The 19,275-nt window shown below is 65.6% G+C and carries 18 protein-coding genes; 9 read left to right on the top strand and 9 right to left on the bottom strand.

Annotation, left to right across the window (positions count from 1 at the left end):
* Window positions 1–88 precede the first annotated feature (88 nt).
* The gene (locus tag AC3XQU_RS19860) at window positions 89–706 is read right to left on the bottom strand and encodes a TetR family transcriptional regulator (RefSeq protein ID WP_489875888.1); all 618 of its coding nucleotides are present in this window, start codon (window positions 704–706) and stop codon (window positions 89–91) included.
* 156 nt (window positions 707–862) lie between these two features.
* Here AC3XQU_RS19860 and AC3XQU_RS19865 point away from each other — a divergent pair, with 156 nt between their 5' ends.
* The 5 genes from AC3XQU_RS19865 to AC3XQU_RS19885 all read left to right on the top strand — a co-directional run bounded on the left by AC3XQU_RS19865 (window position 863) and on the right by AC3XQU_RS19885 (window position 8,373).
* Window positions 863–2,071, top strand: a complete 1,209-nt coding sequence (locus AC3XQU_RS19865) for an efflux RND transporter periplasmic adaptor subunit (protein ID WP_489875889.1) — start codon at window positions 863–865, stop codon at window positions 2,069–2,071.
* A 27-nt stretch (window positions 2,072–2,098) separates the two neighbouring features.
* Window positions 2,099–5,263, top strand: a complete 3,165-nt coding sequence (locus AC3XQU_RS19870) for an efflux RND transporter permease subunit (RefSeq protein WP_489875890.1) — start codon at window positions 2,099–2,101, stop codon at window positions 5,261–5,263.
* Window positions 5,264–5,271: 8 nt separating this feature from the next.
* Window positions 5,272–6,705, top strand: a complete 1,434-nt coding sequence (locus tag AC3XQU_RS19875; protein WP_489875891.1) for an efflux transporter outer membrane subunit — start codon at window positions 5,272–5,274, stop codon at window positions 6,703–6,705.
* Between the two features lie 140 nt (window positions 6,706–6,845).
* Entirely contained in the window at window positions 6,846–7,286 is a 441-nt protein-coding gene (locus tag AC3XQU_RS19880; protein ID WP_489875892.1) for a thioesterase family protein, read from the top strand.
* A gap of 103 nt (window positions 7,287–7,389) precedes the next feature.
* Window positions 7,390–8,373: a M28 family peptidase gene (locus tag AC3XQU_RS19885; RefSeq protein WP_489875893.1), complete on the top strand. Its 984-nt coding sequence runs from the start codon at window positions 7,390–7,392 to the stop codon at window positions 8,371–8,373.
* 164 nt (window positions 8,374–8,537) lie between these two features.
* Here the strand turns inward: AC3XQU_RS19885 and hemW are convergent, their stop codons facing one another.
* From hemW to AC3XQU_RS19910, 5 genes are all read right to left on the bottom strand, one after another.
* A complete protein-coding gene (gene hemW / locus AC3XQU_RS19890) occupies window positions 8,538–9,773 on the bottom strand; it encodes a radical SAM family heme chaperone HemW (RefSeq protein WP_489875894.1) in 1,236 nt (411 codons plus the stop codon).
* Entirely contained in the window at window positions 9,770–10,354 is a 585-nt protein-coding gene (gene rdgB, locus AC3XQU_RS19895; protein WP_489875895.1) for an RdgB/HAM1 family non-canonical purine NTP pyrophosphatase, read from the bottom strand. The genes hemW and rdgB overlap by 4 nt, the downstream gene beginning before the upstream one ends.
* A 138-nt stretch (window positions 10,355–10,492) precedes the next feature.
* Complete coding sequence (rph, locus tag AC3XQU_RS19900) at window positions 10,493–11,227, bottom strand: ribonuclease PH (protein ID WP_489875896.1); 735 nt, start codon at window positions 11,225–11,227, stop codon at window positions 10,493–10,495.
* A 13-nt stretch (window positions 11,228–11,240) separates the two neighbouring features.
* Window positions 11,241–12,164, bottom strand: coding sequence for a PP2C family protein-serine/threonine phosphatase (locus AC3XQU_RS19905; RefSeq protein WP_489875897.1), 924 nt, complete (start codon window positions 12,162–12,164; stop codon window positions 11,241–11,243).
* 11 nt (window positions 12,165–12,175) lie between these two features.
* A complete protein-coding gene (locus AC3XQU_RS19910) occupies window positions 12,176–13,168 on the bottom strand; it encodes a serine/threonine protein kinase (protein ID WP_489875898.1) in 993 nt (330 codons plus the stop codon).
* 111 nt (window positions 13,169–13,279) lie between these two features.
* Here AC3XQU_RS19910 and AC3XQU_RS19915 point away from each other — a divergent pair, with 111 nt between their 5' ends.
* The 4 genes from AC3XQU_RS19915 (at window position 13,280) to AC3XQU_RS19930 (ending at window position 17,603) form a co-directional block, all read left to right on the top strand.
* On the top strand, window positions 13,280–14,167 hold the full coding sequence (locus AC3XQU_RS19915; RefSeq protein WP_489875899.1) for a YicC/YloC family endoribonuclease: 888 nt from the start codon (window positions 13,280–13,282) through the stop codon (window positions 14,165–14,167).
* 219 nt (window positions 14,168–14,386) lie between these two features.
* Entirely contained in the window at window positions 14,387–15,031 is a 645-nt protein-coding gene (gene gmk / locus AC3XQU_RS19920) for a guanylate kinase (RefSeq protein ID WP_489875900.1), read from the top strand.
* A gap of 49 nt (window positions 15,032–15,080) precedes the next feature.
* A complete protein-coding gene (gene rpoZ, locus AC3XQU_RS19925) occupies window positions 15,081–15,284 on the top strand; it encodes a DNA-directed RNA polymerase subunit omega (RefSeq protein ID WP_091874733.1) in 204 nt (67 codons plus the stop codon).
* 75 nt (window positions 15,285–15,359) lie between these two features.
* The gene (locus AC3XQU_RS19930; RefSeq protein ID WP_489875901.1) at window positions 15,360–17,603 is read left to right on the top strand and encodes a RelA/SpoT family protein; all 2,244 of its coding nucleotides are present in this window, start codon (window positions 15,360–15,362) and stop codon (window positions 17,601–17,603) included.
* Window positions 17,604–17,642: 39 nt separating this feature from the next.
* Here AC3XQU_RS19930 and AC3XQU_RS19935 read toward each other — a convergent pair whose 3' ends face one another.
* The 3 genes from AC3XQU_RS19935 to AC3XQU_RS19945 form a co-directional block, all read right to left on the bottom strand.
* Complete coding sequence (locus AC3XQU_RS19935) at window positions 17,643–18,122, bottom strand: VOC family protein (RefSeq protein WP_489875902.1); 480 nt, start codon at window positions 18,120–18,122, stop codon at window positions 17,643–17,645.
* 22 nt (window positions 18,123–18,144) lie between these two features.
* Window positions 18,145–18,570 (bottom strand): YciI family protein, encoded by a 426-nt coding sequence (locus tag AC3XQU_RS19940; RefSeq protein ID WP_489875903.1) that lies wholly within the window; start codon window positions 18,568–18,570, stop codon window positions 18,145–18,147.
* A 102-nt stretch (window positions 18,571–18,672) separates the two neighbouring features.
* Window positions 18,673–19,263 carry a biliverdin-producing heme oxygenase gene (locus tag AC3XQU_RS19945; protein WP_489875904.1) on the bottom strand — a complete coding sequence of 197 codons (591 nt, stop codon included), beginning with the start codon at window positions 19,261–19,263 and terminating at the stop codon, window positions 18,673–18,675.
* Between the last annotated feature and the right edge of the window lie 12 nt (window positions 19,264–19,275).

Consider the following 19,275-nt stretch of genomic DNA (forward strand, 5'->3'; position numbering starts at 1 on the left):
AGACACGGGCTCATCTGGGACACGGCTGGGCTTGTGTCCGAATGTCAGACCTGACCCCGAAGTACGAAGTTTGAATGTCGTGCAGAGATCAGCACTCGCGCAGCCCCGCCAGATAGGTATCCACGACTGCCCCGCCCAGTTGTACCAGGTCGTAGGCCTCGGTATCGAACAGCCAGTTGCGGATCAGGCCATCCATGATGATCCACATGCCGTTGGCCACCGTCACCGGGTCGAGGTCCTGGCGGACCTTGCCCAGGGCCTTGGCCTGCGCCAGGCGCGTCTCGACCCGCTGCATCCAGATCAGCTGCTTTTCGCGCCGTCCTTCGCGCATGACGACGGCGTCGGCCACGAATTCCATCTTCAGCGTGACGATCTCGAACACGCGGCGCGCCTTCGGGTCGCTGGCGGTCACCCGCAAGACCGTCATCACATACTCGCGCAAATCCTGCACCGGATCACCGCCCTCGTTGGCGTCGAGCAGCAGCATCGCTTCTTCCAGGGGCATCTTGGCGCGCTCCATCATGGCCTGCAGCAGCGCGCCCTTGTCCAGGAAATGCCAGTAGATCGCGCCGCGCGTCACACCCGCTTCGCTGGCGATATGCTGTAAAGTTGTCCTTGAAACGCCTTGTTCGGCGAACAATTTTTCAGCAGCGTCAAGGATGCTGTCGCGGGTAGCGGCAGCCTCCGCCTTGGTTTTACGAGCCATTTTTTTCCTTGCTCTCGATTTGAAGAGCGCCTCAAACATTAAACATACAACCGTGATAGTATATAAAACTGCCAGCAATAGCCAGTGACGATTCGTATGTTGTGGAAATGCCCGCATACGGTAGTCGAATCGATAATCAGAAGGAAAGCACACGTAATGCGCGCACACCACAACCACGCCCTCACCCGGATCGCTGCCGGCACCCTGATGGCCGTCGCCCTGCTCTCGGCCTGCGGCAAGAAAGACGCGGCGCCGGCCGCTGGCGGCCCCGGCGGCGGCATGCCGGCGCCGGAAGTCGGCGTCATCACCACCAAATACGAGGCGGTTGCCCTGCAGACGGAACTGCCGGCACGCGCCGAGCCGGTCCGTACCGCCCAGGTCCGCGCCCGCGTCAACGGCGTGGTGCTCAAGCGCCTGTTCACCGAGGGTAGCGAAGTCAAGCAGGGTCAGTCCCTGTTCCAGATCGACCCGGCGCCTTACCAGGCGCAAGTGGCTGCCGCCCAGGCCGACCTCGGCCGCGCCCAGGCGACCCTGAGCCAGGCCGCCTCGCTGGCCGAGCGCTACAAGCCGCTGGTCGAAGCCAATGCCATCAGCAAGCTGGAATACACGAACGCCGTCGCCGCCCAGAAGCAGGCCGAGGCCGCGGTGGCCGCCTCGCGCGCCCAGGTGCGCATCGCCCAGATCAATTCCGGCTATGCCAACGTCAATGCCCCGATTTCGGGCCGCATCGGCCGCGCGCTGGTGACCGAAGGTGCCCTGGTCTCCGCAGCGGAAGCGACCGAAATGGCCGTGATCCAGCAGAACAACCCGATGTACCTGAACATTACCCAGTCGGCGACCGAATTGCAGCGCCTGCGCAAGCAGGCCGGCGGCGGCGCCAAGGATGCGCCGGTCACCGTGATGCTCGACGACGGCACCGAACTGGCGACCCGCGGCCGCCTGCTGTTCTCGGACGTCACCGTCGATCCGAGCACCGGCCAGGTCACCCTGCGCGCGACGGTGCCGAACCCGGACAACGCCCTGCTGCCGGGCCAGTATGTGCGCGTGCGCCTGGCCCAGGCCCAGGTCCCGAACGGCATCGTGGTGCCGCAGCAGGCCGTCACCCGCGGCGGCGCCCAGGGCGATACCCTGATGGTGGTCGGCCCCGACAACAAGCCGACCCCGCGCACCGTCAAGATCGGTTCGCAGCAGGGCAGCGCCTGGGTCGTCACCGAGGGCCTGAAGGAAGGCGAACGCGTGATGGTCGACGGCTTCCAGAAACTGCAGATGCTGCCGCCGGGTACCCCGGTCAAGGTGGTGCAGTGGACCCCAGGTACGGCCGCCCCGGCCGCCGGCTCGGGCGCCACGGCACCCGCCGCACGCTAAGCGCCGGCAACAAGAACAGGATTTAACATGGCACGCTTTTTTATTGACCGCCCTATCTTCGCCTGGGTGATCGCGCTGTTCATCATGGTGATCGGCGGCGTTTCGATCACCCAGCTCCCGATCGCACAGTATCCGAACGTGGCCCCGCCATCGATCGTGATCAATGCCGCCTATCCGGGCGCATCGGCCCAGACCCTGGAAGACTCGGTCATCTCCGTCATCGAACGCGAGATGAACGGCTCCCCGGGCCTGATCTACATGGAATCGAGCAGCTCGGCCAACGGCAGCGGCTCGATCACCCTGACGTTCGAGACCGGCACCAACCCGGACCTGGCGCAGGTGGATGTCCAGAACCGCCTGGCGCGCGCCACCCCGCGCCTGCCGCAGGCGGTGAACCAGCAGGGCGTGCGCGTCGACAAGGTGCGCGCCAACTTCCTGCTGTTTACCATCCTGTCGTCGAGCGACCCGAAATGGGATCCGATTGCGCTGGGCGACTACGCCTCGCGCACCGTCCTGCCTGAAATCCAGCGCATCAAGGGCGTCGGTACCGCGCAGCTGTTCGGTACCGAGCGCGCGATGCGCATCTGGATCGACCCGGCCAAGCTGGTGGGCTTCCGCCTGTCCCCAAGCGACGTGAACAACGCGATCCGCAGCCAGAATGCCCAGGTGGCCTCGGGCACCATCGGCGAACTGCCGCTGGCGCAAGGCCAGGAAATCAGCGCCACCGTGGTCGTCACCGGCCAGCTCACCACTGCCGAACAGTTCGGCAACGTCGTGCTGCGCGCAAACCCGGACGGCTCCACCGTGCGCCTGAAGGACGTGGCCCGCATCGAGATCGGCGGCCAGAGCTATTCCACCTCCGCGCGCCTGAACGGCAAGCCGTCCACCGGTATCGGCGTGCAGCTGGCGCCGAGCGGCAATGCGCTGGAAACCGCGCGCCTGGTGCGCGAGCGCATGGAAGAACTGTCGAAGTTCTTCCCACCCGGGATGAAGGCCACCGTGCCGTTCGACAGCTCGAAGTTCATCGATATCTCGATCGAGCAGGTGCTCCATACCCTGATCGAAGCGATCGTGCTGGTGTTCCTGGTGATGTACCTGTTCCTGCAAAACATCCGCTACACGATCATCCCGACCATCGTGGTGCCGGTGGCGCTGCTGGGCTCACTCGCCACCCTGCTGGCGCTGGGCTATTCGATCAACGTGCTGACCATGTTCGGCATGGTGCTGGTGATCGGTATCGTGGTCGACGACGCCATCGTGGTGGTCGAGAACGTCGAGCGCATCATGAGCGAGGAAGGCCTGAGCCCGCTGCTGGCGACGCGCAAGGCCATGGGCCAGATCTCGGGCGCCATCATCGGCGTGACCGTGGTGCTGATGTCGGTGTTCGTGCCGCTGGCCTTCTTCGGCGGCGCGGTCGGCAACATCTACCGCCAGTTCGCGGTGGTCATGGTGTCCTCGATCGCCTTCTCGGCCTTCCTGGCGCTGTCGCTGACCCCGGCGCTGTGCGCCCACCTGCTCAAACCGGTCGAAGCGGGCCACCACCACGAGAAGAAAGGCTTCTTCGGCTGGTTCAACCGCCGCTTCAGCCGCACCGCCAAGGGCTATGAAGGCTGGGTCGGCAAGATCATCCGCGGCTCCGGCCGTGCGCTGGTGGCGTTTGTCCTGATCGTCGGCGTGGTCGGCCTGCTGTTCGCCCGCATGCCGAATTCCTTCCTGCCGAACGAAGACCAGGGCTATGTGATCGCCAACATCCAGTTGCCGCCGGGCGCCACGCTCGAGCGCACCAACGAGGTGATGCGCACCGCCGAAACCTTCATCATGAAGCAGCCGGAAGTGGCCAACATGGTCAGCGTGCTGGGCTTCTCGTTCTCGGGCGCCGGCCAGAACATGGCGCTGGCCTTCATTCCGCTGAAGGACTGGGACGAGCGCAAGGGCGAAGGCTCGAGCGCGCAGGCGCTGGCCGGACGCATCATGGGCGGCCTGTCGGGCGTGCGCGACGCCTTCATCTTCGCCCTGTCGCCGCCGCCGATTCCCGAACTGGGACGCGGCACCGGCTTCACCTTCCGCCTGCAGGACCGCGGCGGCGCCGGCCACAATGCGCTGCTGGCGGCGCGCAACCAGCTGCTCGGCATGGCCTCGCAAAGCCCGGTGCTGGCCGGCGTGCGTCCGGAAGGCCTGGAAGACGCGCCGCAAGTCATGCTCGACATCGACCGCGACAAGGCGCAAGCCCTGGGCGTGAGCTTCGAGTCGATCAACTCGGCCATCTCGACCGCGCTCGGTTCGTCGTACGTGAACGACTTCCCGAACGCCGGCCGCCTGCAGCGTGTCGTGGTGCAGGCCGAGGCCAGCGCCCGCATGCAGCCGGACGACCTGCTGGAGCTGAACGCACTCAATACGCAAGGCCAGCCGGTGCCGCTGTCGTCGTTCGCCTCCACCCGCTGGGTGACCGGCCCGATGCAGACCATCCGCTACAACGGCTATCCGGCGATGAGCATCGCGGGCGACGCCAAGCCGGGCTATTCGACCGGCGACGCGATGGCCGAGATGGAAAAGCTGGCGGCCAAGCTGCCGCAGGGCTTCGCTTTTGAATGGACCGGCCAGTCGCGCGAGGAAGCGCAGTCCGGTTCGACCATGGGCATCCTGATGGCCTTCGCGATGCTGGCGATCTTCCTGGCGCTGGCGGCCCTGTACGAAAGCTGGTCGATCCCGGTGGCGGTGCTGCTGGTGGTGCCGCTCGGTATCCTGGGCGCGATCCTGGCGGCCATGATGCGCGGCTACCCGAACGACGTGTACTTCAAGATCGGCCTGGTGACCATCATCGGCCTGGCGGCGAAGAACGCGGTGCTGATCATCGAGTTCGCGAAGGACCTGCAGGCGCAGGGACGCTCGCCGATGGAAGCGGCAATCGAAGCGGCCCACCTGCGCTTCCGCCCCATCATCATGACCTCGCTGGCCTTCATCCTCGGCGTGCTGCCGCTGGTGATCGCAGGCGGCGCCGGCTCGGCATCGCAGCGCGCCATCGGTACCGGCGTGATGGGAGGTATGATTACGGCTACCGTGCTGGGCGTGCTGTTCGTGCCGATGTTCTTCGTGGTGGTGCGCAAGCTGTTCAAGGGCAGCGAGCGCCAGCGCAAGAAATACGCACATGAAGAAGAAGCCGCAGCCGCAGCGGCAGTCCATGAAAAAATATGATCGCCATGATGAAAACAACTAATCGACTGGTAAGGCTGGCGCCGATGGCGCTGGCACTGACGCTGGCAGGCTGCATGTCGCTGGCGCCGAAATACGAGCGTCCCGCGGCCCCCGTGGCCCAGGCCTTCCCCGAGCTGCCCAAGCCGGCCAACGCCCCAGCCGCCCAGGTGGCGAACGAAGCGCCCGTCAGCCTGGCCTGGCAGCGCTTCTTCCAGGATGCCCGCCTGCGCGGCCTGATCGAGCAGGCGTTGGCCAACAACCGCGACCTGCGCATTGCGGTCGCCAACATCGAGCAGGCGCGCGCGCAGTTCCGCATCACCCGCGCCGACCGCCTGCCGACCATCGGCGCCGCAATCAGCGGCCAGCGCCAGACCACCGGCGAAGACCAGCCGATCGACAGCGTCTACCAGGGCGGCTTGTCGGTCTCGGCCTTCGAGCTCGACCTGTTCGGCCGCGTACGCAACCTGTCGGACGCCGCGCTGGCGCAATACCTCGCCACCGAGGAAGCGCGCAAGACCACGCAAATCAGTCTCATCGCGTCGGTCGCCAACGCCTACCTGCAGCTGCTGGCCGACGAGGAACTGCTGGCCATCACCCAGCAGGCGCTGGGCACGCGCCAGGAGTCGATGCGCCTGACCCAGCTGCGCTTCGACAACGGCGTCGCGTCGCGCCTGGAACTGCAGCAGGCGCGCTCGCTGGTGGAAACCGCGCTGACCACGCTGGCCGCGCAGCAGCGCCAGCGCGCCCAGGACATCAACCTGCTCACGCTGCTGGTAGGCGGCTCGATCGATCCGAACCCGGCCGGCAGCACCCTGGCCGCGACCGACCTGCCGGACCTGCCGGCGGGCCTGCCGTCGGACCTCCTGATCAACCGTCCGGACATCCGCGCGGCCGAGCAGGAGCTGATCGGCGCCAACGCCAACATCGGCGCGGCGCGCGCGAACTTCTTCCCGCGCATCACGCTCACCGGCAGCGTCGGCAGCGCCAGCACCGAGCTGTCGGGCCTGTTCAAGAGCGGCAGCTTCGGCTGGACCTTCGCGCCGCAGGCGATCCTGCCGATCTTCGACTACGGCCGCAACGTCGCGGTGCTGGGCTCTGCCCGGGCCGGCCGCGACATCGCGGTGGCGCAGTACGAGCGCTCGATCCAGACCGCCTTCCGCGAAGTGGGCGATGCGCTGGCCGGGCAGTCGACCTTCAGCGAGCAGCTGCGCGCCCAGCGCGCGGTGGCCGAAGCCGAGGCCGACCGCTTCAACCTGGCCGATTTGCGCTACAAGAACGGCGCGGCCAGCTACCTCGACCTGCTCGATGCGCAGCGTTCGCTGTTCCAGGCGCAGCAGGCCGCGGTGCAGGCGAATCTGCAGCGCCTGCAGAACCAGGTGACCTTGTACCGCGTGCTCGGCGGCGGGTGGAGCGCGCCTGGCACGCCCGTGGCGGCGCGCTGAGCGTTTCGCGATCGATGAAAGGCCGGACTGTGCGCAGTCCGGCCTTTTTTTTGCCTGCCTTGTCGGTGCACTGCAAGCCGGTTCTGCAGCCACTATCCCGGCGCAGTAAAGTAGCGGCACGAACGAAAAAGGAGAACGCCATGTACCAGCAAACCTTGACCGCCGGTTGGGGCGACATGGACTTCAACGCCCACATGCGCAACACGGCCTATCTCGACAAGTCGGCCGACGTGCGCATGATGTATTTCGCCGAGCACGGCTTCCCGATGTCGGAGTTCGCGCGGCTGCAGCTCGGGCCGGTGGTGATGCGCGACCAGCTCGACTACTTCCGCGAATGCCGCCTGCTCGACCGGATCACGGTGACCCTGGCCCTGGGCGGCTTGTCGGAAGACGCCAGCCGCATGCTGCTGCGGAACGAGTTCTTCCGCGAAGGCGTGCTGTGCGCGCGCGTGACCTCGACCGTGGGCTGGTTCGACCTCCGCCAGCGCAAGCTGGCCGTGCCGCCCGCGAACCTGGCCGGGCTGCTGCGCGCACTCGAGCACAGCCACGACTTCCAGGTGCTGCCCAACAGCGCGCGCTGAGCCGCGCACCCGGGCTGAATTGAAGCGCGGAATTGGCGCGGCGGGGCTTTGCCAGTTTGGCTACACTGGACGCATCGACGCTTGAAGGCTGCTTTTTCCCGCCATGCGCAAATTCGCCCGCTCACACTGGAAGGTCGTCATTGCGATCCTGCTTGCGATTGCGCTGGCTACCCTGACCCTGGAAACCGATTCCGCCATGCCGGCTCCCGACCTCGCCGCGCGCCTGCGCACCCACGTAGAAGCCATCGCCAGCGAAGAACACAATACCGCCAACCCGCGCCAGCTCGAACAGGCCGCGCGCCACATCGAAGCGAGCCTGCAGGGTGTCGGCTACCGCGTGCAGCGGCAGGAATACCAGGCAGGCGGCCAGAAGGTGCGCAATATCGAAGTCTCGGTGTCGAACGCCGCGCCGGGCGCGAAGCCCGAACGCATCTTCATCGTCGGCGCCCATTACGATTCCGCGCCCGGCGCGCCGGGCGCCAACGACAACGGCAGCGGCACGGCGGCCGTGCTGGAACTGGCGCGCCTGCTGAAAACCATGCAGCCCAGCCGCGGCACCGAAGTGAAATTCGTCTTCTTCGTGAACGAAGAACCGCCCTGGTTCATGGGCGAGGAAATGGGCAGCATGCAGCATGCGCGGGCACTGAAGCAGGCCGGGCACAAGGTGGCAGGCGCCCTGATCCTGGAAACCATCGGCTGGTATTCCGATGCTCCCAACAGCCAGCGCCTGCCGCCGGAGCTGCAAGGCCGTTACCCGAGTACCGGCAATTTCATTGCATTCGTGGGGACGCTCGAATCGTCGGCGCTGGTACGCCAGGCACTGGCGGCTTTCAAGGCGCAGTCCGACTTCCCTGCCGAAGGGCTGGCGGCGCCGGCGCACGTGATGGGTGTGACGCTATCGGACCACACTTCGTACAACCGGCAAGGCTATCCGGCGTTGATGATCACGGATACCGCCTTCCTGCGCTACCCCTACTACCACACCGCCCAGGACACGCCGGACAAGCTCGATTACGCCAGCATGGCGCGCGTGGTCAAGGGCTTGGGGCGCACGATCGAGGCGCTGGCGGGGGCGAAGACGATTTGAGGCAGCGTGCCCCATTCTGGTGAATCAGCAAGACCCGTAGGGTGGGCGGATTCCGCCCACGCGGTGATCGTTAGCGCATTCAAACCGCACCGCGTCCGTGCTACAGCTGCTTGAACGCGTGGGCAAGGAACTTGCCCACCCTACGATGCGCAGGCTGCATTGCGTCAGCCGGCCAGGAACATTTCCTGCAAATCATTCAGGAAGCGCTGGCCCAGTTCGGTAGGCCGAATCAGCTTGTGGTCGCGGTACAGCAGCCCCTTGGCTTCGGCCGCGTCGAGTTGCTTGCCGATCGCGCCGATATTCATCCCGGTGCGCTCGCCGAACAGATTCGGATCGAAGCCGTCGACGAGGCGCAGCGTGTTGAGCATGAACTCGAAACCCATGTCGGCGCGGGCGATCTCGTGCTCTTCCTGCACCGGGTTGCCGCGCCTGGCCGCTTCCATGAAGGAGGCCGGCTGCTTGTAGCGCGCCTGGCGCAGCACGCGGTGCGGAAAGGAGATCTTCGAATGCGCGCCGGCGCCGATGCCGAGGTAGTCGCCGAAGCCCCAGTAGTTCAGGTTATGCCTGGCCTGCTTGCCGGCCCTGGCATAGGCCGAGACCTCGTAGTGCTGGTAGCCGCCGGCCGCCGTGGCTTCCAGGATCATGTCCTGCATGTCGGCGCTCAGGTCGTCGTCGGGCAGCGCCGGCGGGTACTTGGCGAAGACCGTGTTCGGCTCCATCGTCAGGTGGTACATCGACAGGTGGGGCGGCTCGAAGGACATCGCCGTCTGCAGGTCATGGCGCGCCTGCTCGAGCGTCTGCCCCGGCAGCGCGAACATCAGGTCGAGGTTGAAGTTATCGAAGGTAGAGCGCGCGATTTCCACCGCGCGCAGGGCTTCGCTCTCGTCGTGGATGCGGCCGAGGGCCTTCAGGTGGGCGCCGTTGAAGCTCTGGATCCCGATCGACAGGCGGTTCACGCCGCTGTCGCGGTAGGACCTGAAGCGCTCGGACTCGAAGGTCCCCGGATTGGCTTCCATCGTGATCTCGGCGCCGATCTCCAGCGGCAGCAGGGTGCGCACGTCGGACAGCAGGCGGTCCAGTCCCGCGGCCGACATCAGGCTCGGCGTGCCGCCGCCGATGAAGACGGTATGGATCTTGCGGCCCCAGATCATCGGCAGCGACTGCTCCAGGTCCAGGCGCACGGCGTCGAGGTACTCCTTTTCCGGCAATTCGCCCTTGGCCTCGTGCGAATTGAAATCGCAATACGGGCATTTACGCACGCACCATGGGAAGTGGATGTAGAGCGAGAGCGGCGGCAGGGCCGTCAGGTTCAGCGCGCCCGGCTTCAGGTATTGCAGGGCGGTCGTCGCCGGGCTACGCGGTTCGCTGGGCGTCGGGCCCGCGACTTTAATCGGGATCATCGCAGCTTCTCGACCAGTGCACGCAGGGCCTGGCCGCGGTGCGAGTGGGCATTCTTCACGGCCGGCTCCAGCTCGGCGGTGGTCTTGCCCAGCGACGGGATCAGGAAGTGCGGGTCGTAGCCGAAGCCGTTGGCGCCGCGTGGCGTAGCGATGATCTCGCCGTTCCAACGGCCGTCGGCGATGACCGGTTGCGGGTCGTCGGCGTGGCGCACATAGACCAGCACGCAGTAATAATAGGCCGACTTGTCGCTGTACTGGGCCAGGTCGGCCACCAGTTTCTCGCTGTTGCGGGCGTCGGATTTCGGCTCGCCCGCATAGCGCGCCGAATACACGCCGGGCGCCCCACCCAGGGCATTGACGCAGACGCCCGAATCGTCCGCCAAAGCCGGCAGGCCGGTCAGGCGGGCGGCGTGGCGGGCCTTGGCCAGCGCGTTTTCCACGAAGGTGCCGAAAGGCTCTTCCGCTTCGGGCACGTCGAATTCGCCTTGCGGGTGCAGTTCGAAGCCGATGGGGCGAAGCAGCTGCGCGAATTCCTTCAGTTTGCCGGCGTTGTTGGAGGCGAGGATCAGGCGTTGGGTCATGGCGTGCTTGGAGGTGGTTGCTGCGGGAGGGGTAGTATTTTAGCGTGTCAGGCCGAAGGATGCTTGTCGGCTGCAGTTGGGCATGGGGTCACGGCCTTGGCCGGGACCCCAGTTCCTTACCGAAGCCGCAACAGGAAATCAGCCGACCAGCCCGAGGGACTGCTTCTGCAACCTGATCAACTCCGTAATTGCCAGCTGCCCCAGATCCAGCAAGCGGTTCATCCCGTTGCGGTCAAAAGCCGCCCCTTCCGCCGTGCCCTGCACTTCGATGAAATGCCCCTGCTCGTTCATCACCACGTTCATGTCGGTATCGCAGTCCGAATCCTCGAGGTAGTCCAGGTCCAGCACCGGCATGCCCTTGTAGACACCCACCGAAATCGCCGCCACGAAGTGCCTGACCGGCACGGCAGGCAGCAGCCCCTGCCCCACCAGCGCGTTGAACGCGTCATAGGCCGCGACCATGGCGCCGGTGATCGAGGCGGTGCGGGTGCCGCCGTCGGCCTGGATCACGTCGCAGTCCAGGTGCAGGGTGCGCTCGCCAAACGCTTCGAGGTCGAACGCGGCGCGCAGCGAGCGGCCGATCAGGCGCTGGATTTCCTGGGTGCGGCCCGACTGCTTGCCGCGCGCGGCTTCGCGGTCCATGCGGGTGTGGGTCGAGCGCGGCAGCATGCCGTATTCGGCCGTCATCCAGCCCTGCCCTTTTCCTTTCAGGAAGCCGGGCACCTTTTCTTCGATGCTGGCGGTGCAGATCACCTTGGTGTCGCCGCATTCGATCAGCACCGAGCCTTCGGCATGCCGGGTGTACTGGCGGGTAATGCGGATTGCACGCAGCTGGTCGACCGTGCGGCCGCTCGGGCGTTGTTCGAAGCTCATGGAGGTGCCTTTGTTATTTGAGTAATTGGGAAGATTTTTCGATCGCCTCGCGGATCTCGGCAATCGCCTTTTCGATTTCGTCCTCGTCAAACGCGTCGGCGCCCGCATTGGCGGGCTGGCCGGCCGTGATGGTCGAGCTGACCGCGTCTTCGGCCAGCATCTGGGTCGAGATCGTGTCGGGCGCGGGGTTCGCCGCGTCTGCGCCCTGCCAGGTGATGGCCAGCGCCGTCGTGTTGTCGCCGCGCGCCCCGCCGATGGCGGCCGACATCGCCACCAAGTCCGGCACCGCCTGCACGATGGTCGAGGTGGAGAGGCGGTGCACGATCTCGGTTTCCGGCAGCACGCCCCATAGGCCGTCAGAACACAGCAGCAGGGTGTCGCCCGGTTCCAGGCTGGCCTGGTTCGAGATCTCGATCTTCGGTTCCTGGCCGGCGCCCAGGCAGTTGTACAGCTTGTTGCGGTCGGGGTGGGTATTGCGGTCCGCTTCGCTCGCACGGCCCTTGTCGATCAGGTATTCGAGGTGGGAGTGGTCGCGCGTGCGCGCCAGCACCTGGTTGCGGCGCACCCAGTACAGGCGCGAGTCGCCGCAATGGGCCCAGACCGCGCAGTTGTGCTGCACCAGGCAGGCCACGATGGTGGTGCGCGGCGTCTCGGGCAGCTTGTTGGTTTCGGCATAGGCCAGGATGTCCCAGTGCGCCTGCTGCAGCGCCTCTTCCAGGAAGCGCTCGGCCTTCTTGATATACGGGCGGGCCTGCATGCGGAACATCATCGACAGCGTCTGCAGCGCGATGGTGGCGGCGATCTCGCCGCGCAGGTGGCCGCCCATGCCGTCGGCCAGCACCAGCAGCAGCGCATCGCGCGTGAAGCTGTAGCCCATCCGGTCCTGGTTGACCTTGCGCCCGCCGATGTGGGTCTGCTGGTAGACGGAAAACTGCATGCTGCTCCCCTTTACTCTTCAGTGCGGGCCTTGCGGCCGATGCCGCCCAGCCGTTCGACCAGCCCGCGCCAGCCTGCCGCGGGCGCAGCCGCCTCGTCTTCTTCCGCTGCACCGGCTACCGACGGCGGCGCCTGCAGCACCTTCTGCATCGCAAAGACGCTCGGCAGGCGCGCCAGCGGATCGAGCGCCATGCACGACCCTACCATGTCCACCAGCTCCGGCGAATAGCTGCCCGCCAGTTTCGCCAGCTGCACGGCGGTCTTGTCTTCCTGTTTGCGCGCCTCGACCGGCTGCGGCATGGTGCGCGTCATGCAGGCATACATGGCCGCGCCGATGCTGTAGATGTCGGTCCAGGGCCCGAGGGTGGCGGCCTTGCTGTACAGCTCGGGCGCGGCAAAGCCCGGCGTGTACATCGGCGCCAGCATCGGCACGTCGATATTGATGGTCTGGCGCGCCGCGCCGAAGTCGAGCAGCAGGGGCGAGCCGTCGCTGCGCAGGTAGATGTTGGCCGGCTTCAGGTCCAGGTGCAGCAGCTTGTTGGCATGGACTTCGCGCACGCCCGCGCAGACGCCGTTGAAGAGCTGGCGGATCGAGGCCTCGCCCATGCGGCTGCCCTTGGCGTGCAGGCGTGCGATGTGGTCCTGCAGCGTGTGGCCGGATTCGTAGGCCATGACCATGTACACGGTCTCGTTCGCCCTGAAGAAATTCACCACCCGCACCACGTTCGGATGGACGATGCGCGCCAGCGCCCGCCCCTCTTCGAAGAAGCATTTCAGGCCGATGCGAAACACCGGCAGATTGGGCTTGGACACGCTCGGCGCGAGCTCGCCCGGCGCCCGCAAGGCGAGCTGGCTGGGCAGGTATTCCTTGATGGCGACGGCATTGCCTTCGGCGTCATATGCCAAATAAACAATACTGAACCCACCGGACGCAATTTTCTTTACAATGCGATATCCGGCAATTTCCAGGCCATCGGGCAGGGGTGCGTTGTTCTGTGCGGCCATCCAGGAAGGGTTCCTTGCTTAACGGGACGATTGTGTGGGATAAATGTTGGCTTTGTAAAGGGCAGCTGCCCTATAGAATAAAAACCGGGGACTTCTTTGAGCATTTCTAGCATGACAGGTTATGCGGTAGCGACCAGCGAAGGCGCTGCCGGCACCCTCACCATCGAGATCAAGAGCGTCAACTCGCGCTTCCTGGATCTGCAATTCCGCATCAACGACGACCTGCGCGCGCTCGAACCCGACCTGCGCGCCGCGATCATGGCCGCGATCACCCGCGGCAAGGTCGAAGTGCGCCTCTCCTTCGGCCGCAAGACCACCGGCGGCTCGCAGGCCCTGAACCAGGAACTGCTGGCCGACCTGGCCCGCCTGCAAGGCGAGATCGGGCAGCACTTCGCCGCCGCCGCGCCCATGACCGTCGCCGAACTGCTGCGCTGGCCCGGCGTGATCGAGGAATCGACCGTCGGCCAGGAGTCGCTCCAGCAGGACGTCGCGGCGCTGACCGCCACCACCGTCGCCGCGTTTGTGGACAGCCGCCGCCGCGAAGGCGCCGCGCTGGAAGCGATGCTGCAGTCGCGCATCGAGTCGATGGAAACCATCGTCAAGCGCATCACGCCCCTGATTCCGCAGGTGATCTCGCAGTTCCAGCAAAAGGCCATCGAGCGCATGCAGGACGCGCTGGGCCTGGCCGGCCACGGCAACCCGTCTACCCTTACGCGCCAGGAAGTGCTCGAGCGCATCCGCCAGGAAGTGACACTGTACGGCATCCGCATCGACGTGTCCGAAGAGTTGTCGCGCCTGTCGGCCCACCTGAACGAGACCCGCCACATCCTGAAAAAGGGCGGCCAGGTCGGCAAGCGCCTGGACTTCATGATGCAGGAGCTCAACCGCGAAGCCAACACGCTGGGCGCCAAGGCCTCGGTGAAGGAACTGGCCGACGCCTCGATGGAGCTCAAGCTCCTGATCGAGCAGATGCGCGAGCAGGTGCAGAACCTGGAATAAATAGAAGCAGGATGTTGTCGTCGCGCAACAATGTGCGGCGGTGACCTGAACGCGTGGGCAGGAGACCTGCCCACCCTACAACGGCAATGACATCGCGGCAAACGCATGACATGCCGCTTTTCGTAGGGTGGGCCGGTTTCTTGCCCACGCGTTCAACGTTATGATGAACACTTCGCGGCGATGAACTCGACGCAATTACACGCAAGAAGGAACACACCCATGATCACTCCCGCCCTCTCCGGCAGCCTGTTCGTCGTCGCCGCACCCAGCGGCGCCGGCAAATCGACCCTGGTCAACGCCCTGCTGAAGCTGGAACCGGGCATCAAGCTGTCGATCTCGACCACCACGCGCCAGCCGCGTCCGGGCGAGCAGGATGGCCGCGAATACCATTTCACCTCGGCCGAGGATTTTGTCGCGCGCGCCGATCGCGGGGAATTCCTGGAGTGGGCGGAAGTGCACGGCAATTACTACGGCACCAGCCGCTTGAGCGTGGAACAGGAAATGAAGCTGGGGACCGATATTTTGCTGGAGATCGACTGGCAAGGCGCGCGCCAGGTGCGCAAGCAGTTCCCGGATGCGGCCGGCATCTTTATCTTGCCGCCGTCGATCGAGGCGCTGGAAGAGCGCCTGCACAAGCGCGGCACCGACGAACCCCACATCATTACGCGCCGCCTGCTGGCGGCCGGGGGGGAGATCGCTCACGCTCCGGACTTCGAATATGCTATCATCAACGAAGAGTTCAATGTCGCCCTCTCGCAGCTGCAGGCGATTGTCATAGCGACACGTTGCCGCTTCGCCCAACAGGCGGCCCGCAATGCAGACTTGTTCGCCCAGCTCGGAATCCACGCGCAACAACCAACGTAAACGCGGCGCCGCAAGGCGTACCGCAAGAATGACCAATTAGGAGTGTCCCATGGCCCGTATCACCATCGAAGATTGCCTCAAAACCATCCCGAACCGCTTCCAGCTGACCCTGGCCGCCACCTACCGCGCACGCCAGCTGCTGCAGGGCCACACCCCGAAAGTCGAAGCCAAGGACAAGCCGACCGTCGTCGCGCTGCGCGAAATCGCCGCCGGCAAGGTGGGCATCGAGATGCTGAAAAAGGTACCGATGTAATACCCCGCGATGGCTTGAATTCGGGAATCGTTGAATCTGTTATTCTGTGCCTACACTGGCTGATCGATATAACGCATGAAACTGACTTCCCCGGATTCGACCCATCCAGGCACGACCCCACCCCGCGCCAAGCGCGCGGGTAAACCGCAAGACGCCGAAGCACCGGCGCCCGCCCCGGGCGTAGCTTCGGTCACGCAGCTGATCAACAAGCTGTCCGACTACCTCACTCCCGCCGAACTCAAGAAAGTCAAGGAAGCCTACCGCTTCTCGGACGAGATGCATCTCGGCCAGGTGCGCAAGTCGGGCGAGCCCTACATCTCCCATCCGATCGCCGTCGCGGAGATCTGCGCCGAGTGGAAGCTCGACGCCCAGGCCATCATGGCCGCGCTGCTGCACGACGTGATCGAAGACCAGGATGTGAAGAAGGACGACCTGGTCGAGCGCTTCGGCGCCCAGGTCGCGAACCTGGTCGACGGCCTGTCCAAGCTCGAAAAGATCGAATTCCAGAGCCAGGTCGAGGCGCAGGCCGAAAACTTCCGCAAGATGCTGCTGGCGATGGCCTCCGACGTACGCGTCATCCTCATCAAGCTGGCCGATCGCCTGCACAACATGCGCACGCTGGGCGTGATGGTCGCGGCCAAGAAGCGCCGCATCGCGCGCGAGACGATGGAAGTGTACGTGCCGATCGCCCACCGCCTCGGCCTGAACAACATCTACCGCGAGCTGCAGGACCTGTCGTTCTCGCACCTGTACCCGCTGCGCTACCAGACCCTGGCCAAGGCGATCAAGGCCGCGCGCGGCAACCGCCGCGAAGTGGTGAAGAAGATCCTCGAGTCGGTCAAGGCGCAGCTGGCCACCGCCGGCATCACGGCCGAAGTCTACGGCCGCGAAAAGACCCTGTACGGCATCTATAAAAAGATGCGCAACAAGCACCTGTCGTTCTCGCAGGTGCTCGACGTCTACGGCTTCCGGGTGGTGGTCGACACGGTCCCGAACTGTTACGTCACCCTTGGCACCCTGCACGCGCTGTACAAGCCGATGCCGGGCAAGTTCAAGGACTACATCGCGATCCGCAAGATCAACGGCTACCAGTCGCTGCACACCACCCTGATCGGCCCCTACGGCACCCCGGTCGAATTCCAGATCCGTACCCAGGACATGCACCGCACCGCGGAAAGCGGCGTGGCGGCGCACTGGCTCTACAAGACCGGCGACTCGAACATGTCGGACCTGCAGCAGCGCACCCATGCGTGGCTGCAGTCGCTGCTCGACATCCAGCAGCAGACCGGCGACTCGGCCGAATTCCTCGAGCACGTGAAGGTCGACCTGTTCCCGGATTCGGTCTACGTGTTCACGCCGAAATCGAAGATCATCGCCCTGCCGCGCGGCGCCACGGCGCTCGATTTCGCCTATTCGATCCACACCGGCATCGGCGACCACACGGTCTCGGTCAAGATCAACAACGAGACCGCCCACCTGCGCAACGAGCTGCACAACGGCGACATCGTCGAGATCGTCACCAATCCCGACTCGCGCCCGAGCCCGACCTGGCTGAGTTTCGTGCGTACCGGCAAGGCCCGTTCGGCGATCCGCCATTACCTGCGCACGGTGAACGTGAACGAGTCGGTGGAGCTGGGCCAGGAACTGCTGGCCGGGGCGCTGGCCGCCCGCAACATCAACCCGGACCTGTCCCCCGGCGCGATCGAAAAGCTGCTGGCCGAATCCTCGGCCAAGTCGATGGACGAGCTGTACGCCGACATCGGCATCGGCAAGCGCATGCCGGCCCTGGTGGCGCGCCACATCTTCGGCCTGATGGAAAGCGATCCGGACCACGCGCCTTCGTCCCAGGCGGTACCGAGCAGCGACATCGACCCGGTCACCATCTACGGCAGCGAAGGCGTGTCGGTGCAGCTGGCGCCCTGCTGCCTGCCGATCCCGGGCGACCAGATCCTGGGCCAGCTGCGGCGCGACCAGGGCCTGGTGGTGCACACCTGCGACTGCCTCCCGGCCAAGCGCGTGCGCGCCAAGGAACCGGACCGCTGGATCGCCGTGCAATGGGGCGAAGAGCTCAACCGCCGCTTCGACTGCCGCATCCGCCTGCTCATCAACAATGAGAAGGGCATTTTGGCGCGCGTGGCGGCCGAGATCGGCGAGTCCGACGCCAACATCACCTATGTCGGCATGGACGAGGACGACGAACACCTGATGACGCAGCTGCGCTTTACCATCCAGGTAAAAGACCGCGTGCACCTGGCCCAGCTGATCCGCAACCTGCGACGGGTGGCGGGGGTGAACCGGGTCGAGCGCGAGCGTTCTTAAGGGCGCACCGCGCGGCGGACCCGGCTGGCGAAAACCGGATCAGCCGCGCCGCGCCGCCTCGATCGCCGCAATGTCGATCTTCCCCATCCCCATCATCGCCTCGAATGCACGCCTGGCCGCGGCCTGGTCGGGATCGGTGTAGGCGTCGATCAGGACGCGCGGGGTGATCTGCCACGACAGGCCCCACTTGTCCTGGCACCAGCCGCACACGTTGGCCTGCCCGCCATTGCCGATGATGGCGTCCCACAGGCGGTCGGTTTCCTGCTGGTCGTCGGTGGCCACCTGGAAGGAAAATGCCTGGTTGTGGGTGATGCCCGGGCCGCCGTTCAGGCCGAGACAGGGAATGCCCATGACCGTGAACTCGACCGTGAGGATATCGCCCTGCTTGCCCGCCGGGTAATCGCCCGGCGCGCGGTGGACAGCCGTGACCGCGCTATCCGGAAACGTCGCGGCGTAAAACTGCGCCGCCTCCAGTGCCGCGCCGTCGAACCAGAGACACACCGTGTTTTTGGCAACCATGTCGTTTCTCCGGTGAGGGTGCTTATTGGGCCAGCGCAGCGCGCTGGCGCTCTTCCTGCTCGCGCAATTCCGGCGTCATGGTGTCGCCGAAGTCGTCCATTTCGAAGATCTGGCGGATCTCGATCTCGGCTTCGCCGCTCAACATGGGCATCGGCACGCGCTTGACCCAATCGATCGCTTCCTGCTTCGAGTTCACGCGCCAGATCCAGAAGCCGGCCAGCAATTCCTTGGTCTCGGCGAAGGGCCCGTCGACCACGCGCACGCCGCCGTCCCTGCTGAAATGCACCCGTGCGCCCTGGGATGATGGCTGCAGGCCCTCGCCCGCCAGCATCACGCCGGCCTTGACCAGTTCGTCGTTGAAATTGCCCATGGCCGTGAGCAGCTCTTCGCTCGGCATCACGCCCGCTTCGGTGTCCTTGTCCGCCTTCAGCAAAATCATGAATCGCATCGCATCCTCCGTGTGGTTGGGTTGACAACGGCTTTGCCAGCCGTTTGACAAGACGACGATCGGCGCGGTGCGGAATCGACACCGGCGCGCATTATTTTTGCATCAGGTATGCGGCGCCAGCTCCAGGATGCGGTCGAAGGCCGCGCAGGCCCCGGTGCAGGCTTCGGCGATGTCTTCCGGTGTGCGTACGTTCGCGCGCAGCGCCAGCATGAAGGCGCGCCAGCGCGGCCCCGGGCCGCCGGCTTCGCCGCGCAGGTAGCGCAGCGGATGCGGCGCGAAGCGCTCGGCCAGGCGGGCATGGAGCACGGCGCCGCCCAGCTGCGAGCCTTCGATCACATAGGCCACGCCCCAGCGGTAAGCCGCGCTTGCATCAAGAGGCCATGCGACGCCCGGACGCGGCGGCGCAGCTGCCGGCATGCCGGACTCGAGCAGGTCGGCTTCGATCAGGGACAGGCGGGAAGTGGCCGGCAGGCTGGCTTCGGCCTGGGGACCGTCGGCATAGCCGTCCAGCCAGGCCTGCAGGGGCAGCAGCCAGTCGCGCACCATCAGCAAATGCCCGGCGTAATCAGTCAGGGATGGGTCGGGTGCGGACAGGGGCAGGCCGCCGTCCAGGCGCTCGTGGCGGGCAGCGGTGGCGGTGCGCAGCGCGGCGAGGGCATCGGCCTCGCGCAGGGCATCGTGGGAACGGTTCATGGAAGACGGGAC

The sequence above is a fragment of the Telluria sp. AZSoR62 genome (assembly GCF_058111565.1).

Coding starts and splice junctions, on each gene's coding strand:
- AC3XQU_RS19935 (WP_489875902.1), bottom strand. CDS start 18,122: ATGGTTGCCAAAAACACGGTGTGTCTCTGGTTCGACGGCGCGGCACTG.
- AC3XQU_RS19930 (WP_489875901.1), top strand. CDS start 15,360: ATGAAACTGACTTCCCCGGATTCGACCCATCCAGGCACGACCCCACCC.
- gmk (WP_489875900.1), top strand. CDS start 14,387: ATGATCACTCCCGCCCTCTCCGGCAGCCTGTTCGTCGTCGCCGCACCC.
- AC3XQU_RS19880 (WP_489875892.1), top strand. CDS start 6,846: ATGTACCAGCAAACCTTGACCGCCGGTTGGGGCGACATGGACTTCAAC.
- AC3XQU_RS19905 (WP_489875897.1), bottom strand. CDS start 12,164: ATGCAGTTTTCCGTCTACCAGCAGACCCACATCGGCGGGCGCAAGGTC.
- rpoZ (WP_091874733.1), top strand. CDS start 15,081: ATGGCCCGTATCACCATCGAAGATTGCCTCAAAACCATCCCGAACCGC.
- rph (WP_489875896.1), bottom strand. CDS start 11,227: ATGAGCTTCGAACAACGCCCGAGCGGCCGCACGGTCGACCAGCTGCGT.
- rdgB (WP_489875895.1), bottom strand. CDS start 10,354: ATGACCCAACGCCTGATCCTCGCCTCCAACAACGCCGGCAAACTGAAG.
- AC3XQU_RS19865 (WP_489875889.1), top strand. CDS start 863: ATGCGCGCACACCACAACCACGCCCTCACCCGGATCGCTGCCGGCACC.
- AC3XQU_RS19875 (WP_489875891.1), top strand. CDS start 5,272: ATGAAAACAACTAATCGACTGGTAAGGCTGGCGCCGATGGCGCTGGCA.
- AC3XQU_RS19915 (WP_489875899.1), top strand. CDS start 13,280: ATGACAGGTTATGCGGTAGCGACCAGCGAAGGCGCTGCCGGCACCCTC.
- AC3XQU_RS19885 (WP_489875893.1), top strand. CDS start 7,390: ATGCGCAAATTCGCCCGCTCACACTGGAAGGTCGTCATTGCGATCCTG.
- AC3XQU_RS19860 (WP_489875888.1), bottom strand. CDS start 706: ATGGCTCGTAAAACCAAGGCGGAGGCTGCCGCTACCCGCGACAGCATC.
- AC3XQU_RS19945 (WP_489875904.1), bottom strand. CDS start 19,263: ATGAACCGTTCCCACGATGCCCTGCGCGAGGCCGATGCCCTCGCCGCG.
- hemW (WP_489875894.1), bottom strand. CDS start 9,773: ATGATCCCGATTAAAGTCGCGGGCCCGACGCCCAGCGAACCGCGTAGC.
- AC3XQU_RS19910 (WP_489875898.1), bottom strand. CDS start 13,168: ATGGCCGCACAGAACAACGCACCCCTGCCCGATGGCCTGGAAATTGCC.
- AC3XQU_RS19940 (WP_489875903.1), bottom strand. CDS start 18,570: ATGCGATTCATGATTTTGCTGAAGGCGGACAAGGACACCGAAGCGGGC.
- AC3XQU_RS19870 (WP_489875890.1), top strand. CDS start 2,099: ATGGCACGCTTTTTTATTGACCGCCCTATCTTCGCCTGGGTGATCGCG.